The following is a 14,637-nucleotide window of genomic DNA, read 5'->3' as shown; positions in this document are numbered from 1 at the left end:
GCGCATTTGCCTTGAAAGCATTGATCGTCGCAGCCGGCTTCGGCAGCCGGCTGCGCGAAGTCTCACCCTCCAAGCCTCTTACCAATGTCGCGGGAACGCCGATGATCGCACGGGTCATCGCTGAGGCGCGCGCCGGAGGCGCAACCAGCTTTGTCGTGGTGACCGGGCACGAAGGGCAACGGCTAACCGCCTATCTTCAGGGCCTCGACCCCGCGATCACGTGCGTCCCAACTGCTGACTGGAACCTCCCGAACGGCCATTCCGTGCTGACCGGCGCCGACGTGATCGGTCCGGAACGACACCTTCTGATGATGGCGGATCACCTCTTCGATCCATCGATCGTTGCCCGCGTCATCGCTGGGCCGCCAGCGCCGCTGACGCTGGCGGTCGATCGCCGGCTCGATAACCCGCTAGTCGACCTGGACGATGTCACCCGCGTTCGCACGAATGGCGACCGCATCGTCGCTATCGGCAAGCATCTTGCAGAATATGATGCGTTCGACTGCGGCGTCTTCGCCGTGGACGGCGGCTTCCACGCCGCGCTCCGTCAAGTCATCGCGGCCGGTGGATCGGGCTCAATTTCCGCCGGAGTGGAGGCGCTTGGCGCTGACGGCCGAGCGGTCGCCGTGGACATTGGCGATGCTTGGTGGCTGGACGTCGACGACGCGCGTGCCCTCGCTCAGGCGGAGGCGGCCATGCGGGCGCAGCCCGCGCCTACAGGCACCGCGCTTCCCGCCTGAAAACTGATCGCAAGAGCAACCTGCGCTCACGTCGCCTGTTCTCCCGGACAGAGCGAGGAGCATCACATCATGTCCGAACCCGAGATCTACCGCGCGTTGAAGGCGGATCACGACAAGCAGCGGTCGATGCTGAAGCAGTTGAGCGAGCTGAACGGCGATACGGAAAAACGCCGCGCGCTGTTCGAGCAGTTCCGCTTGGAGTTGCAGAGTCATGCCGCCGCCGAGGAGGAGTCGCTTTACGCGGTGATGCTCGCCAACCCGGAGCTACGGGACGACGCACGCCACTCCGTGTCGGAGCACAAAGAGGTGGACGATCTTCTGGGCGAGATGATCGATCTGCCATTCGGGTCGAAGGAGTGGGAGGAGCACTTCTCCCACATACGGCACCGCTACGAACATCACATCGATGAGGAAGAGGAAGAGATGTTCCCGGCCGCGGACCAGGAACTGGACGACGCGACCGAGAAGAAGATGGCCGCTACCTACGAGGAGCGGAAGCCTGTGGAACTAGAGATCGCACGCGACAACCCGCCCGGCAGCGACGAGCGCGACTAAGCGCTCGTCCGTCCGCGATGCATCTCATCACCCTCCCGCAGCCTGACGATTTCGAGGCATGGCGTGATGCGGCGCGCGGCCTGATCGGCGCCAGCGTGCCTCCAGATGACGTTGTGTGGCAGGTCGGCAGCGAACCCGGCGACCTGTTCGCGGCCACGGCCGCGGTCCCGCCCCTTCACGATCCGGTGGATGCCGGCTTCAAGGTGCCGCGCGCGTTCCTCGATGTGGCTCGAAATGCCATCCTCCACCGCGATCCCGAGCGGTTCGCGCTCCTCTATACGCTGCTGGCGCGACTGCGCCGGGAACCGGGGTTGATCGAGGATCACGCTGACCCCTTGGTTCGTCGCCTCGAAGGCTTCGCCAAACAGGTGCGACGCGACATCCACAAGATGCGTGCTTTCCTGCGGTTTCGGGAAGTGCCCGAGGATGACGGGAGCCGCTACGTCGCGTGGTTTGAGCCCGAGCATCATATCGTTCGCGCCAATGCCGCCTTTTTCGTTAGTCGCTTCGCCAGCATGCGCTGGTCCATCCTAACTCCCGAAGTTGCGCTGCATTGGGACGGTGCCGCGCTCCGCGAAGGTCCAGGCGCGACCAAGGCGGACACGCCTGACGGTGACCCGACAGAGGAAGTCTGGAAGACCTATTATGCCTCCATCTTCAATCCCGCCCGAGTGAAGGTCGGCGCGATGCTGAAGGAGATGCCTCGCAAATACTGGAAAAACATGCCGGAAACGGCGTTGGTGCCTGAATTGCTGGCGACGGCGCAGGCACGGGAGAGCGGGATGATCGCGAAGGCACGCGGCGCGCCAGGCGGCAACAGCGAGATCGCCTGGGAAGCATTGCGGGAAGAGGCGATGAGCTGCACCCGCTGCCACCTCTACAAGCACGCAACGCAAACCGTGTTCGGCGAAGGTCCGGTTTCCGCCAGCATCATGTTCGTCGGCGAGCAGCCCGGCGATCAGGAGGATCTCGCCGGCCACCCGTTCGTCGGCCCGGCGGGACAGCTCTTTGATCGCGCGCTTGGCGAGGCCGGCATCGACCGAGCGCAAACCTATGTCACCAACGCGGTTAAACACTTCAAGTTCGAGCCGCGCGGCAAGCGGCGGATCCATGCGAAGCCCGACGGTGGCGAGATCGAAGCATGCCGCTGGTGGATTGAGCAGGAGCAGATGCTTGTCCGACCGAAGGTAACGGTGGCGCTGGGAGCCACGGCGGCACGATCGCTGTTCGGAAAGGTGATGACGATCAGCCGGGAACGCGGGCGCGCCCAGCGGCTACCCGGAGACGGCGGAGAGGCCTGGATCACCGTTCATCCCAGTTACCTCCTGCGGCTTCCGGATGAAGCTGCACGGACGAGCGAGTTTACCAGGTTCGTCGAGGATCTTCGCCTTGCAAAGGCTGCCGCGGCCTGAGCGGGAGCGTGGCGCCGCTGCTATGCCAACTGACCCCACCAAGACGGCGGGCCGACTCGCTCTGCCGAGGCGATCCACGATTGACCGCCCGCCCCTCGTCCCGTCAGAGCGGGCGCCATGTTCGAGAAGATCATCGCCGCCCTCGCTATCTTCACCGTCGGGGTCATCCGCGCTGGCGGCTATTGGGGCATCGTTCTACTGATGGGGATCGAGAGTGCGTGTATTCCGCTGCCCTCCGAAATCATCATGCCGTTTGCTGGCTATCTCGTCTCCACGGGCGAGATGAACCTCTTCCTCGCGGCGACGGCGGGCGCGCTTGGCTGCAACTTGGGTTCTATCGTCGCCTATGAGATCGGAAAGCGCGGCGGCCGGCCACTGGCAGAGCGTTGGGGCAGATACGTGCTGGTGGGCCCGGGCGAGCTCGACATGGCGGACCGTTTCTTCAATCGCTGGGGCGCAGCCGCGATCCTGATCGGTCGTATGCTACCGATCATCCGCACCTTCATCGCCTTTCCAGCGGGTGTTGCGCGAATGAAGCTGCTCCCCTTCCATGTCTATACGTTCCTGGGATCCTGGCCGTTTTGTTACCTGCTCGCTTGGATCGGGGCTCAACTCGGCGAGTCGTGGAACAATGATCCGCGATTGAAGGCGTTCTTCCACCAGGCGGATCTTGCCATTGGCCTCGTGCTCGTGGCCGGTGGCGCCTTCTATCTGCGGCACAAGATCCACGGTCTCAGGAAGCGCACCTGAGGCCGCCTGTCGCCGCGACTCAGGACAGTGGCGGCTTCCACGCGTCGCTGATCACCGCAGGCCCAACAGCTTGTGGGTCTGTAACGAAAGGCGCCAGCGCGGGCGCTCCATCACCAGCGCCATGGCCGCCTCCTGATTGTCGGCTGCCTTGGCATCGTCCAACGGCTGGATCAGGAAGTGCTCGAATTGCCAGCTTTCCATGGCTGCAACGTCGCTGCCAGGCTGAGGCCAGACCAGCTTCAACTCGTTGCCGGAGCGCTGCACCGTTTCGCTGCCGGCCTTCGGACTGATGCATACCCAGTCGATCCCGGGATGAACCGACAAAGTGCCGTTGCTTTCAATCGCGATAAAGAATCCGGCCGAATGCAGCGCGTTGATCAGTGGGTCATCCACCTGAAGCATCGGCTCTCCGCCGGTAAGCACAACGAAGCGGTCCGCTTCGCCACCGCTCCACATCTCCACCACGGCGTCGGACAGGGCCTGCGCATCTGCAAAGCGCCCGCCTCCCAGCCCATCCATGCCAACGAAGTCTGTGTCGCAGAAGCGGCAGATCGCACTTGCCCGATCCTGTTCGCGGCCTGACCATAGGTTACAACCGGCGAACCGTACGAACACCGCCCGCCGCCCAGCCTGCACGCCCTCTCCCTGGAGCGTGAGGAACATCTCCTTCACGGCGTAGCTCATGTCAGGGCGCCGGCGGAGTTACGGCATAGATCGTCGGATCAGTGACACCCGCATCGTCAAAGCCCTTGTGACGGAGGCGGCAGCTGTCACACAATCCACAGTGTGTGCCGGCGGGTGTCGGATCATAGCACGACCAACTAAGTCCCAGATCCAGGCCGAGCCGTGTTCCCTCCCGAACGATATCCGCCTTGGTCATGTGCTGAAGCGGCGCATGGATACGGAAGGCTTCACCTTCCACCCCTGCCTTGGTCGCGAGTTCGGCAAGCCGTTCGAAGCCGGTGATGAACTCGGGCCGGCAATCGGGATAGCCGGAATAATCAAGGGCATTGACGCCGATGAAGAGCGATCTTGCGCCGGCAGCCTCTGCCCAAGCGAGCGCCAAGCTGAGGAATACCGTGTTTCGGGCGGGCACATAGGTGATCGGGATTCCGGCGCCGACACCATCCTTGGGTACTTCGATGTCCGCCGTCAGTGCCGACCCGCCGAACGCGGAGAGATCGATCGGCAATATGACGTGCCGAACCGCGCCTAAAGCGCTGGCGATCCGCCGTGCCGCTGCCAGCTCAACCTGATGCCGCTGGTTGTAGTCGATCGAAAGCGCGAAGATCCTGTGCCCGGATTCGCGCGCAAGCGCAGCCGAGATCATCGAGTCGAGGCCGCCCGATACGAGGACGACGGCGGAAGGCTGATCGCTGGACATGATCGCGCGCCCGCTAGGCGCATCGGACGACAGATGCAAGAAACTGCCCGAAAGAAAAAAGGCCGTCCGGGCAAGCGGACGGCCAAGTAGCCCTGGCTAGAGGGCAATAACTAGGGAGAGAGGTGCTCGGCTAGAAGCACGACATCGGTGGTGGCACCGAAAGGTAAAGAACGCGTCAACGATCCGCGGTTGAGCGCCTCACGGTTCGCGTGAATGCCGTCCGCACGACACACACCGCCACGGACATCGTAGCTTCCCGCACCGTCACGGCAGCGGTCCGATGAGGCGGCGACACTCCGACAGCGACCCGCCAAGGCTACAACCAAAGGTCCGTGATGTCGGGACCGCCGATCTCATTGGTCTCCAGCGCCCGCGCAGTCGCGACGGCTTGAACACAGCCCATCTCAAGGGGCCGCGAGTTCGTTCGAGATCATACCAGGCGGTGACCGCGATGGCACGACGGCGAACCTCAGCGTGGCCGTCCGGCGACTTCTGCCGCCAAGCCGATAAGCAGCTCTGAAGACGCCAGCTAGCGGATGGCTACCGTCGTGCGAGCGACACCCCCCCAAGGCTGTCAAGTCCACGCTGCGCAACTGTACGCGAGGACGCGACACCGCCGTCCGGCAAAACCATCTCTACCGGCGCAGTATTTAATGCCGACCGATAAAGGTTCGCGGCCTCTGCCAAGCGCCCCGTCCGAGCATAAACGGTAGCAAGGTTGATCATCAGTTCTGGTCGACGCGGAAAGATGCGGCGCTCCACAACCAACCGCTCTTCCGCCTTCTGATAATCACCAGCAGAGATAGCCAAGAAGCCGGTACGATCACTCGCCAACGACGGCGTAGCAAGCCCGGCCGCCAGTGCCAGAAAAAGCATGGTCCGCATCACCCATCTCCCACATGACAATAACGCTACGTTGACGTTACGCTTTTGTGACAGCGGTATGTCATGCGCACGGTGTTGTTGCAACCATCCACCAACGCGGCCGAACCTCTGGATCCGGGCTCATCTGTCCACGTGAGCTAGACAGGACAAAAAAAGGGCGACCCTTTCGGGCCGCCCGTTACACGTTTGATCGCTGACGATCAGAATTCGCGGTAATATTGCTCGTTGCCGATGAAGCCGAGCTTCGTCACGTTCGAACGACGGATCACCGCAAGCGTCTGGTCGACCACATCGTAGCGGACCTGTGGGTCGGGCTGGAAGTGCAGCTCCGGCTCCGGGTTCATGGCTGCCGCCACGTCCAGGTACTGGCGCAGGCGAACCGCGTCCACCGGCGCGCCATTCCAGCTGGTCGTGCCATCCACCGAAATCGTGATCTTGTTCTTCTGCGGATCAACCGGCGACTTCTGCGCAGTCGGGTCATTGACCGGCAGGTCGACCTTCACCGCATGGGTCTGGATCGGGATGGTGATGATGAACATGATGAGGAGAACGAGCATGACGTCGATCAACGGCGTCGTGTTCATCTCCATCATCGGCTCGCCATCGTCCTTGCCGCCACTCATTGCCATATCGATTACTCCTGGTGGCTTGCTTACAGACGCTCGGTGTTCGAGCCCGGCGGCGGTTCGGAAATAAAGCCGACGCGCGCGAAGCCTGCCATCTGCATGTTGTAAATCGCGCCTGCCACACACTTCCACGGCACATTCACGTCACCGCGCACATGCGCTTCCGGCAGTTCGAGGCCAGGGGCGTTCGGGCCGCCCTGACGATCGATCTCGGCGCGCAGCTTGGCCACGGCGCGATCGAGGAGCTCCTCGTGCGTCACCGGCGTCATGCCCCAATAGACAGCGCAGGCGCCGTCCGGCTTGGTCGTGATCGAGAGGGAAACGTTCTCGGGCTTGGTGGTGGTCGGGTCGAAGCGTACGCTCGGCAGCTTCACCGGAACCGTTTGGATCACGACCGGCACCGCGATCAGGAAGATGATGAGGAGCACCAGCATGACGTCCACGAGAGGCGTCGTGTTGATGTCCGACATCGGGGTTTCTGCGGCGGAGTCTCCACCAACGCTCATCGCCATAAGTCAGGCTATCCTATGTCTTCGTTCCCGCCGGTGATCCGGCCGGGAAAGGTCGCGGGGCCACCATCTGGCGACCCCGCTTTCCCCATTACGAGCGGGTCTGCACGCCACCGGCCTGACCGGCCGTGGTGGTTGCAGCAGCCGGCTTAGCTGCCGCCGGCTTCGCTGCACCGGCAACGGTCGGACGAACCGCACCGTTGGAGGCGAGGTAGCCGAGCACGTCGTTCGAGAAGGCCGACAGGTCTTCCGCGATCGACTTGTTGCGACGCTGCAGCCAGTTGTAGCCGAGCACCGCCGGAACAGCGACGGCGAGACCGAGCGCGGTCATGATCAGCGCTTCACCGACCGGACCGGCGACCGCGTCGATCGACGCCTGGCCAGCTGCACCGATCTTGATGAGCGCGCGGTAGATGCCGATAACCGTACCGAACAGGCCGATGAACGGCGCCGTTGCACCCACGGTCGCGAGGAACGCGAGGCCGGTGCCCAGCTTCGAGTTGATCATTGCTTCCGAACGAGCGAGCGAGCCGTGCAGCCAGTCATGCGCTTCGACCGGATCGGTCAGCTTCGAGTGCTGCTCCTGAGCCTGCAGGCCGTCGTCGACGATCTGCTTGTAGGCCGAGTTCTTCTCCAGCTTCGCCGAACCTTCGCGCAGCGAGTTCGTCTGCCAGAACGAGCCGCGGATGCGCTTCGCCTGGTTGATGATCTTCTGCTGCTCGAAGAGCTTGGTGAACATGATGTAGAACGAGACAACCGACATCAGCACGAGGATGCCGAAGGTGCTCTGGGCAATGATGCCGCCCTGCTCGAGCGCGGCTGCCAGGCCGTACGGGTTGTCGCCGCCGTGGGCGGCCGGGCCGGCGGCCGCGGCGAGGATGGTGGTGATCATTCGATTAGTTTCCCTCTGAAAAGCGCGATTCTGTTAAGCCTGGATCAGTCCCGGGGCAGCTTCCACACGACGCGGCGCGTCTGAGTGGTCGCGATCGGGTTGCCCGCTGCGTCCGTTGCCGGCGTGTACCGGGCCCGGCGCTGCAACGCACGGCATGCTGCCTGGTCAAGGGCGTTGGAGCCACTCGACTCGGTAGTGACGCAGTTCTCCACCCTACCCTGGGCGTTGATTGTCCACTTGATCACGGTCGTGCCTTCTTCCTCAGCACGGATCGAGCTCGGCGGATAATCGTCGGTCGTGATCCAGTCCGCAGGATTGCCCTTGGCACCCGCAGCCTTGCTGACGACCGGCGGAGCCGGCGGAGCAGGAGGCGGAGGCGCAGGAGGCGCAACCGGCGTCGGCACATAAACCGGCGGCGGCGTAGGCACAGTGGCGATCGTCACCGGAGCCGACGGCGCAGACACGATAGGCGGCGGCGCCACAACGGGCGGCGGCGTCATCGGAACGTCAGGCGGCGGTGGTGGCGGCTCGTCCGGCGGCGGGGGCGGTGGTTCCTCAACGTCGAACGTATTCAGCTTCTCCGACACCTTTTTCACGTACTGGAACGCGAGGCCGGTGACGAAGGCGTAGCCGAGAGCAGCATGGATGAGCGCCACGATCACGATCGCGACAACCTTGCTCCCGCTCATCTTCTGGTCAGAGTAGGCCATTCAGCAAAAGCACTCCCTAATCCCTATGGCCCGAAGGGGCCGGGCGGCCTGCCGCGGCCCCCGCATAGGCGGAGTGGGCGTGCCGGTCCGTTCGGCAAGGGCTAAACGGAACCCTTGCACAGCGCGACTCCTAACTTGCGCCTTAACGACACGCAAACGCTTTGTCGGACGCAACAAACGTACAATCGCCCTAAAAGAGATTTATTTCTGTATCAGCAGAGGCTGATCGGATAACCGAAAGGCATGCCCTTTCGTACAATTCGTAACTCCGCGATGGCGATCGCGCTTCTCGCCATCACTCCGGCCTGCATCAACGCCGAACAGGCGGATTTGCCAGCAACAGTGATCGCGTCAGCGCCCTCCTATGTTGAGATAGCGGATCTTGTGATCGCTGCGCCGCTGGTTGTGGACGCAACCATCGCCAGCACCACTCGGATCAAGGGAGCGGAAGCCGCAAACGTGCCGGCCGGGTTCGTGCGCTATTATGTTGAGGCCGATGTCATGGCGCTGATCCGCGGTCCGGGCGCCATTCCACCGCGCATCGGTTACATCCTCGACGCGCCAATCGGTCCGGACGGCCGGCAGCCTCGTTACAAGAAGTCACGCGTGCTGCTCTTCGCGCGCACCGTCGGCGGCAGCGCTCGCCAAGTGCAATTGATCGGCCCACAGGCGCAGCAGGCGTGGACGCATGAACTAGACACACTCACCCGCCGCATTGCGGGCGAGGTACTTGCGGCCGATGCGCCACCGGTCGTGACCGGGGTCGGCAACGCATTTCACGTGCCGGGTTCCCTTCCGGGCGAAGGGGAAACGCAAGTGTTCCTGACCACCAGGGACAATCGCCCGGTATCGCTGAACATCCTGCGGCGCCCCGGCGAGCAGCCGCGCTGGGCAGTCGCCCTTTCCGAGATCGTGGACGACTCCGCCGGTCCGCCGAAGCGCGACACGCTATTGTGGTATCGCCTCGCCTGCAGCCTTCCGCGCCAGCTACCGGCCCGCAGCACCCAAGCCCTGGAGCCAGCAAATGCGGCCGTGGCCCAGGAGGATTATCGTTTCGTTCTCGAGCAATTGGGCCGATGCGAACGAACGCCGCCTGCCGGCGCGTAAGCCGCCGGCCAGACGGGTCGGGCTTCAGCGGCGGTGCCGAACCAGCGTGATGCCGATCGATTCGCCTTCTTCAGCGATGGCCAGCTTGACGATCTTCACCTTGACTCGACGCACCCGCTGATCCTGCAGGAACAATGTCTCAGCGATGTGATCCGCCACCCCTTCGATCAACGTGAAGTGCACGCCGGGTGGCAACGCGGACGTCGCGGCATGTTTCAGATCGAGGTAGTTCTTCGAAACCGACAGCGGCGTGTCTGGCGCAAAATGGGCGGGCGCATCGAGCAGAACCGTCAGCGAAATACGCAGCGGCTGCGGCAGGTGCGTTTCCTCGGAGTAAACGCCGGTCAGCACCGGCACTTCGAGGTCGTGCACTTCGAGTTCAAGCATGTCTTCCACGCCACGCGCTTAGCGGCACATCGACGTCGGCGCCATGCCACTTGCGTTACAACTGCGACTCGGTAGAGCGCCCCACCCCATTGGTCGGGGCGGGAGACGTCGGTGATCGAACTGCTCGGGCTTGAACGGGTGGAAAACAGCGCGGTCGAAGAGCTACTGGATCGAGCATTCGGTGCTGATCGGCATGGTCGGACTGCCTATCGCCTGCGTGAAGGTGTTCCTGCTCTCACCGGGCCTAGCTTGGCGGCGGTCGAAAACGGCGCATTGTTGGGCACGATTCAGCTGTGGCCGGTGCTGTTCAGCGGCGACGACGGCCGCCGTGTTCCGCTGGTGCTCGTCGGCCCGGTCGCGGTTGTCCCTGAACGTCAACGGGACGGGATTGGGCGCCAATTGGTCGCCGGCGCATTGGCGCGAGTAACCGATGCGCCGCTCATGCTGATCGGCGACCCAGAATATTATGGCCGCTTTTTCGGCTTCAGCGCGGCGAGCACTGCAGGTTGGCGACTGCCCGGGCCGGTCGAGCGCCGCCGACTGCTCGCGCGCGGTGAGGGCGTCCCGGATGGACAGGGTTCGATCGGCCCTCGCCATCCATTGATCGCCTGATCCTTTACGCAGCCGCCGCCCTTCCCTACGTCGGGGACATGCCGATGGCGCCTGCACCCGACTTCGAAACGCTGACGATTGCCGACATTGCGCGCCTCTCCGAGGCGGACCGCCTGCCCCCGGTCGATCGCTGGAATCCCGATCATTGCGGTCATAGCGACATGCGCATCAGCCGCGATGGCACCTGGTACCATCAGGGGTCGCCCATTGGCCGCCTGGCCATGGTTCGCGCCTTCAGCCGAATTCTCCGGCGCGAACCTGACGGTGGCTATGTGCTCGTCACGCCGGTCGAGAAGCTCGACATTGATGTCGAGGATGCGCCCTTCGTGGCTGTTGAGTTGAAGGCAGAAGGCGAAGGACGGGAGGCCAATTTGGCATTTCGCCTGAACACCGGCGAGCTGGTGACGGCGTCCGCGGAACACCCGCTTCGCTTCGTCGAACACGAGGATGGACCGCATCCTTACGTGCACGTGCGCGGTGGGCTGGAGGCGCTGATCGCTCGCTCGGTCTATTATGAGCTCGCGGAGCGGGCGTTGGCCGGTGACGACGAAACGCCAGGCGTATGGAGCGCCGGCACCTTCTTTCCGATCGCGTCGTGACCTCGCTGGTGGACCGGCTGGGCCGGGCGCTGACCGAGGGAATGGCACAGCAGACGATCCTCCTGGACAGCGATCATGGTGACGTGGCGCTTGCTACTGGGGGCACCCTGACGCCCGCTGCGGTTCTGGTTCCCGTAACGGACCGGCCCCGTCCGGGCGTGATCCTTACGCAACGAACCGAAACCCTTCGACGCCATGCCGGACAGGTGGCGTTCCCAGGCGGGCGCCTCGACCCCGGCGAGGACGCCGTAACTGCTGCATTGCGCGAGGCGGACGAAGAGATCGCGCTTCCCCCGTCGCTGGTCACCGTGGTGGGAGAGGCAGATCGCTATCAGACCGTAACTGGCTATACCGTCACCCCGGTGGTGGCTGTTGTTCCGCCGGATCTGACGTTCCGCCCGTCCGAGGCGGAGGTCGCGAGCGTGTTCGAGGTGCCGCTCGATTTTCTGCTGGACACTGCCAATCATGTCGAGGCGCGGACGCAGTGGGAAGGTCGCGAACGCCGTTATTACGAGATCATGTGGGATGATCGGCGGATCTGGGGTGCCACGGCAGCGATGATCGTGAACCTTGCGCGGCGGCTGCGGTGGAGCGCATGATCCTGCCAGCCGCATCCTGGCGGACCCGTCCTGGGCTGGACGCACTCGCCGCCGCGCTCGGCGCGTCGGAGGGCGCGGCGCGTTATGTTGGCGGCGCGGTGCGGGACACGCTGCTCGAACTCCCGGTCGCGGACATCGACATCGCCACCCGTCACACGCCCGCCGAGGTGATCGCCAGGCTCAAGGCGGCCGGGATCAAGGCCATCCCGACCGGCATCGCTCACGGCACCATCACCGCAGTATCCGCCGGCACCGTCGTGGAGGTCACGACTCTACGACGGGATGTCATGACCGATGGGCGCCACGCGCAGGTGGCGTTTACCGACGATTGGGAAGCCGACGCAGCACGGCGGGACTTTACGATGAACGCCCTCTACGCCGATCCGATCACCGGCGAGCTGTTCGACTGGTTCGGTGGGCTACAGGATCTTCATGGGCGCCGCGTACGGTTCATCGGAGACCCCTACCGGCGGATCGCCGAGGATCACTTGCGCATCCTGCGGTTCTTCCGCTTCCATGCCCGTTTCGGCGACGCGCCTGATGCGGCAGGGCTGGACGCGTGCACTGATCGTGCGAACGACCTGATGGCCCTGTCGCGCGAACGGATCGCCGCGGAACTGCTCAAGCTGCTGGTCGCCAAGGGAGCGGTGCCGGTCGTCTCCCTGATGGTCGAGCGCGGCATCTTTCGTCCGGTGCTGCCCGAAATCGCCGATGTGCCGGCGCTGGCAGCGTTGGCGGAGGCCGAGGCGAGCGCAGGGTTGCCGCCCGACGCAATCCGCCGGCTGGCCGCCCTGATCCCGGCTGATAGCGCGGAGGCGGTCGGGGCCAGGCTTCGACTATCAAACGCCGATCGCAAGCGGCTGATCGCGGCGCATGATGGGGTCGGCACCGAAGGTGCCCGAGCGCTTGCGTATCGAGTCGGTCCAGTCATCGCTCTCGATCGCCTTCTGCTTGCCGGGGCGCCCGTCGACGAGCTTCTCCATTGGTCGCCCCCTCGCCTTCCAATTGGCGGCGGCGATCTGGTGGCGCGCGGCATCGCGCGTGGCCCAGAGGTTGCCCGTGCGCTTCGGGAGATCGAGACCCGCTGGATCGCTGAGGGTTTCCCGAACGCAATGCGGACGGCGGAGATCGCGGATCTCGTTACCGGTCAGCTACTGGACGCCACCAGCAACTCATAGGCTTGCTCGGCCGGCAGTGGCCGAGAAAAGTGATACCCCTGCCCGTAGGTACAGCCCAGGGCGGAAAGTGTCTGCGCCACGGCCGAAGTCTCGATTCCCTCGGCCACGGTCGCCATGCCCAGCGCGGTGGCGAGGCTAAGCACCGCGCGCACAATGGCGATCTTGTCACGATCCGCCATCATGCCGGTAACGAAGCTCCGGTCGATCTTCAGCGTGTCGATCGGCAGCTGCTGAAGATAAGCGAGATTTGAATAGCCTGTGCCGAAATCGTCCATGGCGATGGTTGCGCCGGTCGCCTTCAGCGCGCGCAGGATCTCCGCATTGCCATCGGGATCGGCAATCAACGCGCTTTCCGTCAGCTCCAGCTTCAGGCGACTGCCAGCCAGCCCGTGCGCAGCAAGCGCCCCGGTCACCAGCGGCGGGATGCGATCGCGTTGCAACTGGATCGGGGAGACGTTCACCGCCATCTGCACGTCGAGCTTTCCACCCGAGCGTGAGTCCCAAGCCGCCAGCGTGCGGAGCGCCTGGTCGATCACCCACCGACCCAGCGGCACGATAAGGCCGGATTCCTCGGCCACGGGTATGAAATCGGCCGGTGCGATCTCGCTGCCATCCTCTGCCGTCCAGCGCGCCAGCGCTTCGAACGCGACAATGCGGCCGGTCGCGAGATCACAGATCGGCTGGTAGTGAAGCTGCAACTGCTCCGCCTCAATCGCACGGCGTAGGGCGGTTTCCATGCCGAACCGCTCCCGCGCGCGATCCAGCGCCCGGGTGTCATACGCCTCCGCCTGTCCCGTCTCCTTGGACCGCCGCACCGCAAACTGGGCGTTGCGGATCACGTCCTCGGCGTCGTCGGTCTCTTCCGCACCAAAGGCGATCCCGATCGCGCAAGTGATTCGAATCTCGAAGTCGCTGAGGCGCACGGGGGTGGAAAGCAGCTTTTGAATGCGCCGGGCGACCCGGCTAGCCTCAGCACGATCGCCGCCCGTTTCAAGGAGCACGCTGAACTCGTCCCCCCCGATCCGACCCAGCACGTCGCCCCCGCGCAACGAACCCTTGATGCGCCGCGCGACCGTGATCAGCATCTCGTCGCCCGCCATGCTGCCGAGACAGGAATTCACCCGGCCAAAACGGTCGAGGTCAATCACCAGCACGGCATAGTTGGTCAGCCCGGTCCCGATCCGCGCTTCCAGCAAATCTCCGAAGCCGGCGCGGTTCGGCAAACCCGTCAGGCTATCGGTGCTCATCTCCCGCCGCAGGCTGGCTTCGGTCCGCATACCTCGGGTCTGGTCGACAAGCGTGACCAGGCACCGAGGCGAATGTCCGTTATCGATCCGGGCGAAGGTCACGTCGAACCAGCGCTGCTCCACGGTGTCACCCGTACGCCAGCCACGCTGCTCACGCGGGCTGTCGCCGTTCAGAAAAGTGACCAGTGCGTCGCCGAGATCTCGGGTCAGGGCGCAATGGATCGGTTCCGTCCCAAGCCCCAGACGCCGGAACGCCACATTGGACAGGGTAATTTGAAGCCCGGTCGGCCCAAGCGCCACCACGGCTGCGGCGATCGGCAGCAGATCCATCGCCACCTCGGCCGCATTCCTGTCGAACGCAGGCGCGGGCGGCTCTTCAACGATCTTCAGCGCAGCAAAAAACGGCATCACGCTGCACCTAGCGGTGCCTCGTTAACTTTCATTG

At 64.1% G+C, this 14,637-nt stretch carries 18 protein-coding genes; 9 read left to right on the top strand and 9 right to left on the bottom strand.

Going from position 1 to position 14,637, the window contains the following annotated elements:
• Positions 1–11 precede the first annotated feature (11 nt).
• The 4 genes from LK535_RS01095 (at position 12) to LK535_RS01080 (ending at position 3,457) form a co-directional block, all read left to right on the top strand.
• Complete coding sequence (locus LK535_RS01095) at positions 12–740, top strand: NTP transferase domain-containing protein (protein ID WP_227770059.1); 729 nt, start codon at positions 12–14, stop codon at positions 738–740.
• A 69-nt stretch (positions 741–809) separates the two neighbouring features.
• Complete coding sequence (locus LK535_RS01090; protein WP_227770058.1) at positions 810–1,295, top strand: hemerythrin domain-containing protein; 486 nt, start codon at positions 810–812, stop codon at positions 1,293–1,295.
• A 17-nt stretch (positions 1,296–1,312) separates the two neighbouring features.
• Complete coding sequence (locus LK535_RS01085; protein WP_227770057.1) at positions 1,313–2,707, top strand: UdgX family uracil-DNA binding protein; 1,395 nt, start codon at positions 1,313–1,315, stop codon at positions 2,705–2,707.
• A 117-nt stretch (positions 2,708–2,824) separates the two neighbouring features.
• Positions 2,825–3,457 carry a DedA family protein gene (locus tag LK535_RS01080; protein ID WP_227770056.1) on the top strand — a complete coding sequence of 211 codons (633 nt, stop codon included), beginning with the start codon at positions 2,825–2,827 and terminating at the stop codon, positions 3,455–3,457.
• Positions 3,458–3,508: 51 nt separating this feature from the next.
• Here LK535_RS01080 and queE read toward each other — a convergent pair whose 3' ends face one another.
• The 7 genes from queE to LK535_RS01045 form a co-directional block, all read right to left on the bottom strand.
• Positions 3,509–4,141, bottom strand: a complete 633-nt coding sequence (gene queE, locus LK535_RS01075; RefSeq protein WP_227770055.1) for a 7-carboxy-7-deazaguanine synthase — start codon at positions 4,139–4,141, stop codon at positions 3,509–3,511.
• A gap of 1 nt (position 4,142) precedes the next feature.
• Entirely contained in the window at positions 4,143–4,841 is a 699-nt protein-coding gene (queC, locus tag LK535_RS01070) for a 7-cyano-7-deazaguanine synthase QueC (RefSeq protein WP_227770054.1), read from the bottom strand.
• A gap of 540 nt (positions 4,842–5,381) precedes the next feature.
• Positions 5,382–5,726, bottom strand: coding sequence for a tetratricopeptide repeat protein (locus LK535_RS01065; RefSeq protein ID WP_227770053.1), 345 nt, complete (start codon positions 5,724–5,726; stop codon positions 5,382–5,384).
• 200 nt (positions 5,727–5,926) lie between these two features.
• Positions 5,927–6,355: an ExbD/TolR family protein gene (locus LK535_RS01060; RefSeq protein ID WP_227770052.1), complete on the bottom strand. Its 429-nt coding sequence runs from the start codon at positions 6,353–6,355 to the stop codon at positions 5,927–5,929.
• Between the two features lie 23 nt (positions 6,356–6,378).
• On the bottom strand, positions 6,379–6,864 hold the full coding sequence (locus LK535_RS01055) for an ExbD/TolR family protein (protein WP_227770051.1): 486 nt from the start codon (positions 6,862–6,864) through the stop codon (positions 6,379–6,381).
• 88 nt (positions 6,865–6,952) lie between these two features.
• Entirely contained in the window at positions 6,953–7,753 is an 801-nt protein-coding gene (locus LK535_RS01050) for a MotA/TolQ/ExbB proton channel family protein (protein ID WP_227770050.1), read from the bottom strand.
• A gap of 44 nt (positions 7,754–7,797) precedes the next feature.
• Positions 7,798–8,463: an energy transducer TonB gene (locus LK535_RS01045; RefSeq protein WP_227770049.1), complete on the bottom strand. Its 666-nt coding sequence runs from the start codon at positions 8,461–8,463 to the stop codon at positions 7,798–7,800.
• A 243-nt stretch (positions 8,464–8,706) separates the two neighbouring features.
• Between LK535_RS01045 and LK535_RS01040 the strand changes: the two genes are divergently transcribed.
• Positions 8,707–9,570 carry a hypothetical protein gene (locus tag LK535_RS01040; RefSeq protein WP_227770048.1) on the top strand — a complete coding sequence of 288 codons (864 nt, stop codon included), beginning with the start codon at positions 8,707–8,709 and terminating at the stop codon, positions 9,568–9,570.
• 24 nt (positions 9,571–9,594) lie between these two features.
• Here LK535_RS01040 and LK535_RS01035 read toward each other — a convergent pair whose 3' ends face one another.
• Positions 9,595–9,966 (bottom strand): dihydroneopterin aldolase, encoded by a 372-nt coding sequence (locus LK535_RS01035; protein ID WP_227770047.1) that lies wholly within the window; start codon positions 9,964–9,966, stop codon positions 9,595–9,597.
• Between the two features lie 102 nt (positions 9,967–10,068).
• Here LK535_RS01035 and LK535_RS01030 point away from each other — a divergent pair, with 102 nt between their 5' ends.
• The 4 genes from LK535_RS01030 to LK535_RS01015 are packed head-to-tail and all read left to right on the top strand — an operon-like array spanning position 10,069 to position 12,945.
• Positions 10,069–10,569 carry a GNAT family N-acetyltransferase gene (locus tag LK535_RS01030; RefSeq protein ID WP_227770046.1) on the top strand — a complete coding sequence of 167 codons (501 nt, stop codon included), beginning with the start codon at positions 10,069–10,071 and terminating at the stop codon, positions 10,567–10,569.
• Between the two features lie 38 nt (positions 10,570–10,607).
• On the top strand, positions 10,608–11,168 hold the full coding sequence (locus LK535_RS01025) for a DUF1285 domain-containing protein (protein ID WP_227770045.1): 561 nt from the start codon (positions 10,608–10,610) through the stop codon (positions 11,166–11,168).
• Positions 11,132–11,767, top strand: a complete 636-nt coding sequence (locus tag LK535_RS01020; protein ID WP_227770044.1) for a CoA pyrophosphatase — start codon at positions 11,132–11,134, stop codon at positions 11,765–11,767. The genes LK535_RS01025 and LK535_RS01020 overlap by 37 nt, the downstream gene beginning before the upstream one ends.
• On the top strand, positions 11,764–12,945 hold the full coding sequence (locus tag LK535_RS01015; protein WP_265333962.1) for a CCA tRNA nucleotidyltransferase: 1,182 nt from the start codon (positions 11,764–11,766) through the stop codon (positions 12,943–12,945). The genes LK535_RS01020 and LK535_RS01015 overlap by 4 nt, the downstream gene beginning before the upstream one ends.
• On the opposite strand, the gene LK535_RS01010 is transcribed toward LK535_RS01015, so the two are convergent.
• Positions 12,915–14,600, bottom strand: coding sequence for a putative bifunctional diguanylate cyclase/phosphodiesterase (locus LK535_RS01010; RefSeq protein WP_227770042.1), 1,686 nt, complete (start codon positions 14,598–14,600; stop codon positions 12,915–12,917). The genes LK535_RS01015 and LK535_RS01010 overlap by 31 nt on opposite strands.
• Positions 14,601–14,637 lie beyond the last annotated feature (37 nt).

This window comes from Sphingomonas sp. IC4-52, from assembly GCF_020707225.1.
Classification (GTDB): domain Bacteria; phylum Pseudomonadota; class Alphaproteobacteria; order Sphingomonadales; family Sphingomonadaceae; genus Sphingomonas.
This window is presented reverse-complemented; position numbering and strand designations above follow the sequence as displayed.

Coding starts and splice junctions, on each gene's coding strand:
- LK535_RS01090 (WP_227770058.1), top strand. CDS start 810: ATGTCCGAACCCGAGATCTACCGCGCGTTGAAGGCGGATCACGACAAG.
- LK535_RS01085 (WP_227770057.1), top strand. CDS start 1,313: ATGCATCTCATCACCCTCCCGCAGCCTGACGATTTCGAGGCATGGCGT.
- LK535_RS01080 (WP_227770056.1), top strand. CDS start 2,825: ATGTTCGAGAAGATCATCGCCGCCCTCGCTATCTTCACCGTCGGGGTC.
- queE (WP_227770055.1), bottom strand. CDS start 4,141: ATGAGCTACGCCGTGAAGGAGATGTTCCTCACGCTCCAGGGAGAGGGC.
- queC (WP_227770054.1), bottom strand. CDS start 4,841: ATGTCCAGCGATCAGCCTTCCGCCGTCGTCCTCGTATCGGGCGGCCTC.
- LK535_RS01065 (WP_227770053.1), bottom strand. CDS start 5,726: ATGCGGACCATGCTTTTTCTGGCACTGGCGGCCGGGCTTGCTACGCCG.
- LK535_RS01060 (WP_227770052.1), bottom strand. CDS start 6,355: ATGGCAATGAGTGGCGGCAAGGACGATGGCGAGCCGATGATGGAGATG.
- LK535_RS01055 (WP_227770051.1), bottom strand. CDS start 6,864: ATGGCGATGAGCGTTGGTGGAGACTCCGCCGCAGAAACCCCGATGTCG.
- LK535_RS01050 (WP_227770050.1), bottom strand. CDS start 7,753: ATGATCACCACCATCCTCGCCGCGGCCGCCGGCCCGGCCGCCCACGGC.
- LK535_RS01045 (WP_227770049.1), bottom strand. CDS start 8,463: ATGGCCTACTCTGACCAGAAGATGAGCGGGAGCAAGGTTGTCGCGATC.
- LK535_RS01040 (WP_227770048.1), top strand. CDS start 8,707: ATGCCCTTTCGTACAATTCGTAACTCCGCGATGGCGATCGCGCTTCTC.
- LK535_RS01025 (WP_227770045.1), top strand. CDS start 10,608: ATGCCGATGGCGCCTGCACCCGACTTCGAAACGCTGACGATTGCCGAC.
- LK535_RS01020 (WP_227770044.1), top strand. CDS start 11,132: ATGGAGCGCCGGCACCTTCTTTCCGATCGCGTCGTGACCTCGCTGGTG.
- LK535_RS01015 (WP_265333962.1), top strand. CDS start 11,764: ATGATCCTGCCAGCCGCATCCTGGCGGACCCGTCCTGGGCTGGACGCA.
- LK535_RS01010 (WP_227770042.1), bottom strand. CDS start 14,600: ATGCCGTTTTTTGCTGCGCTGAAGATCGTTGAAGAGCCGCCCGCGCCT.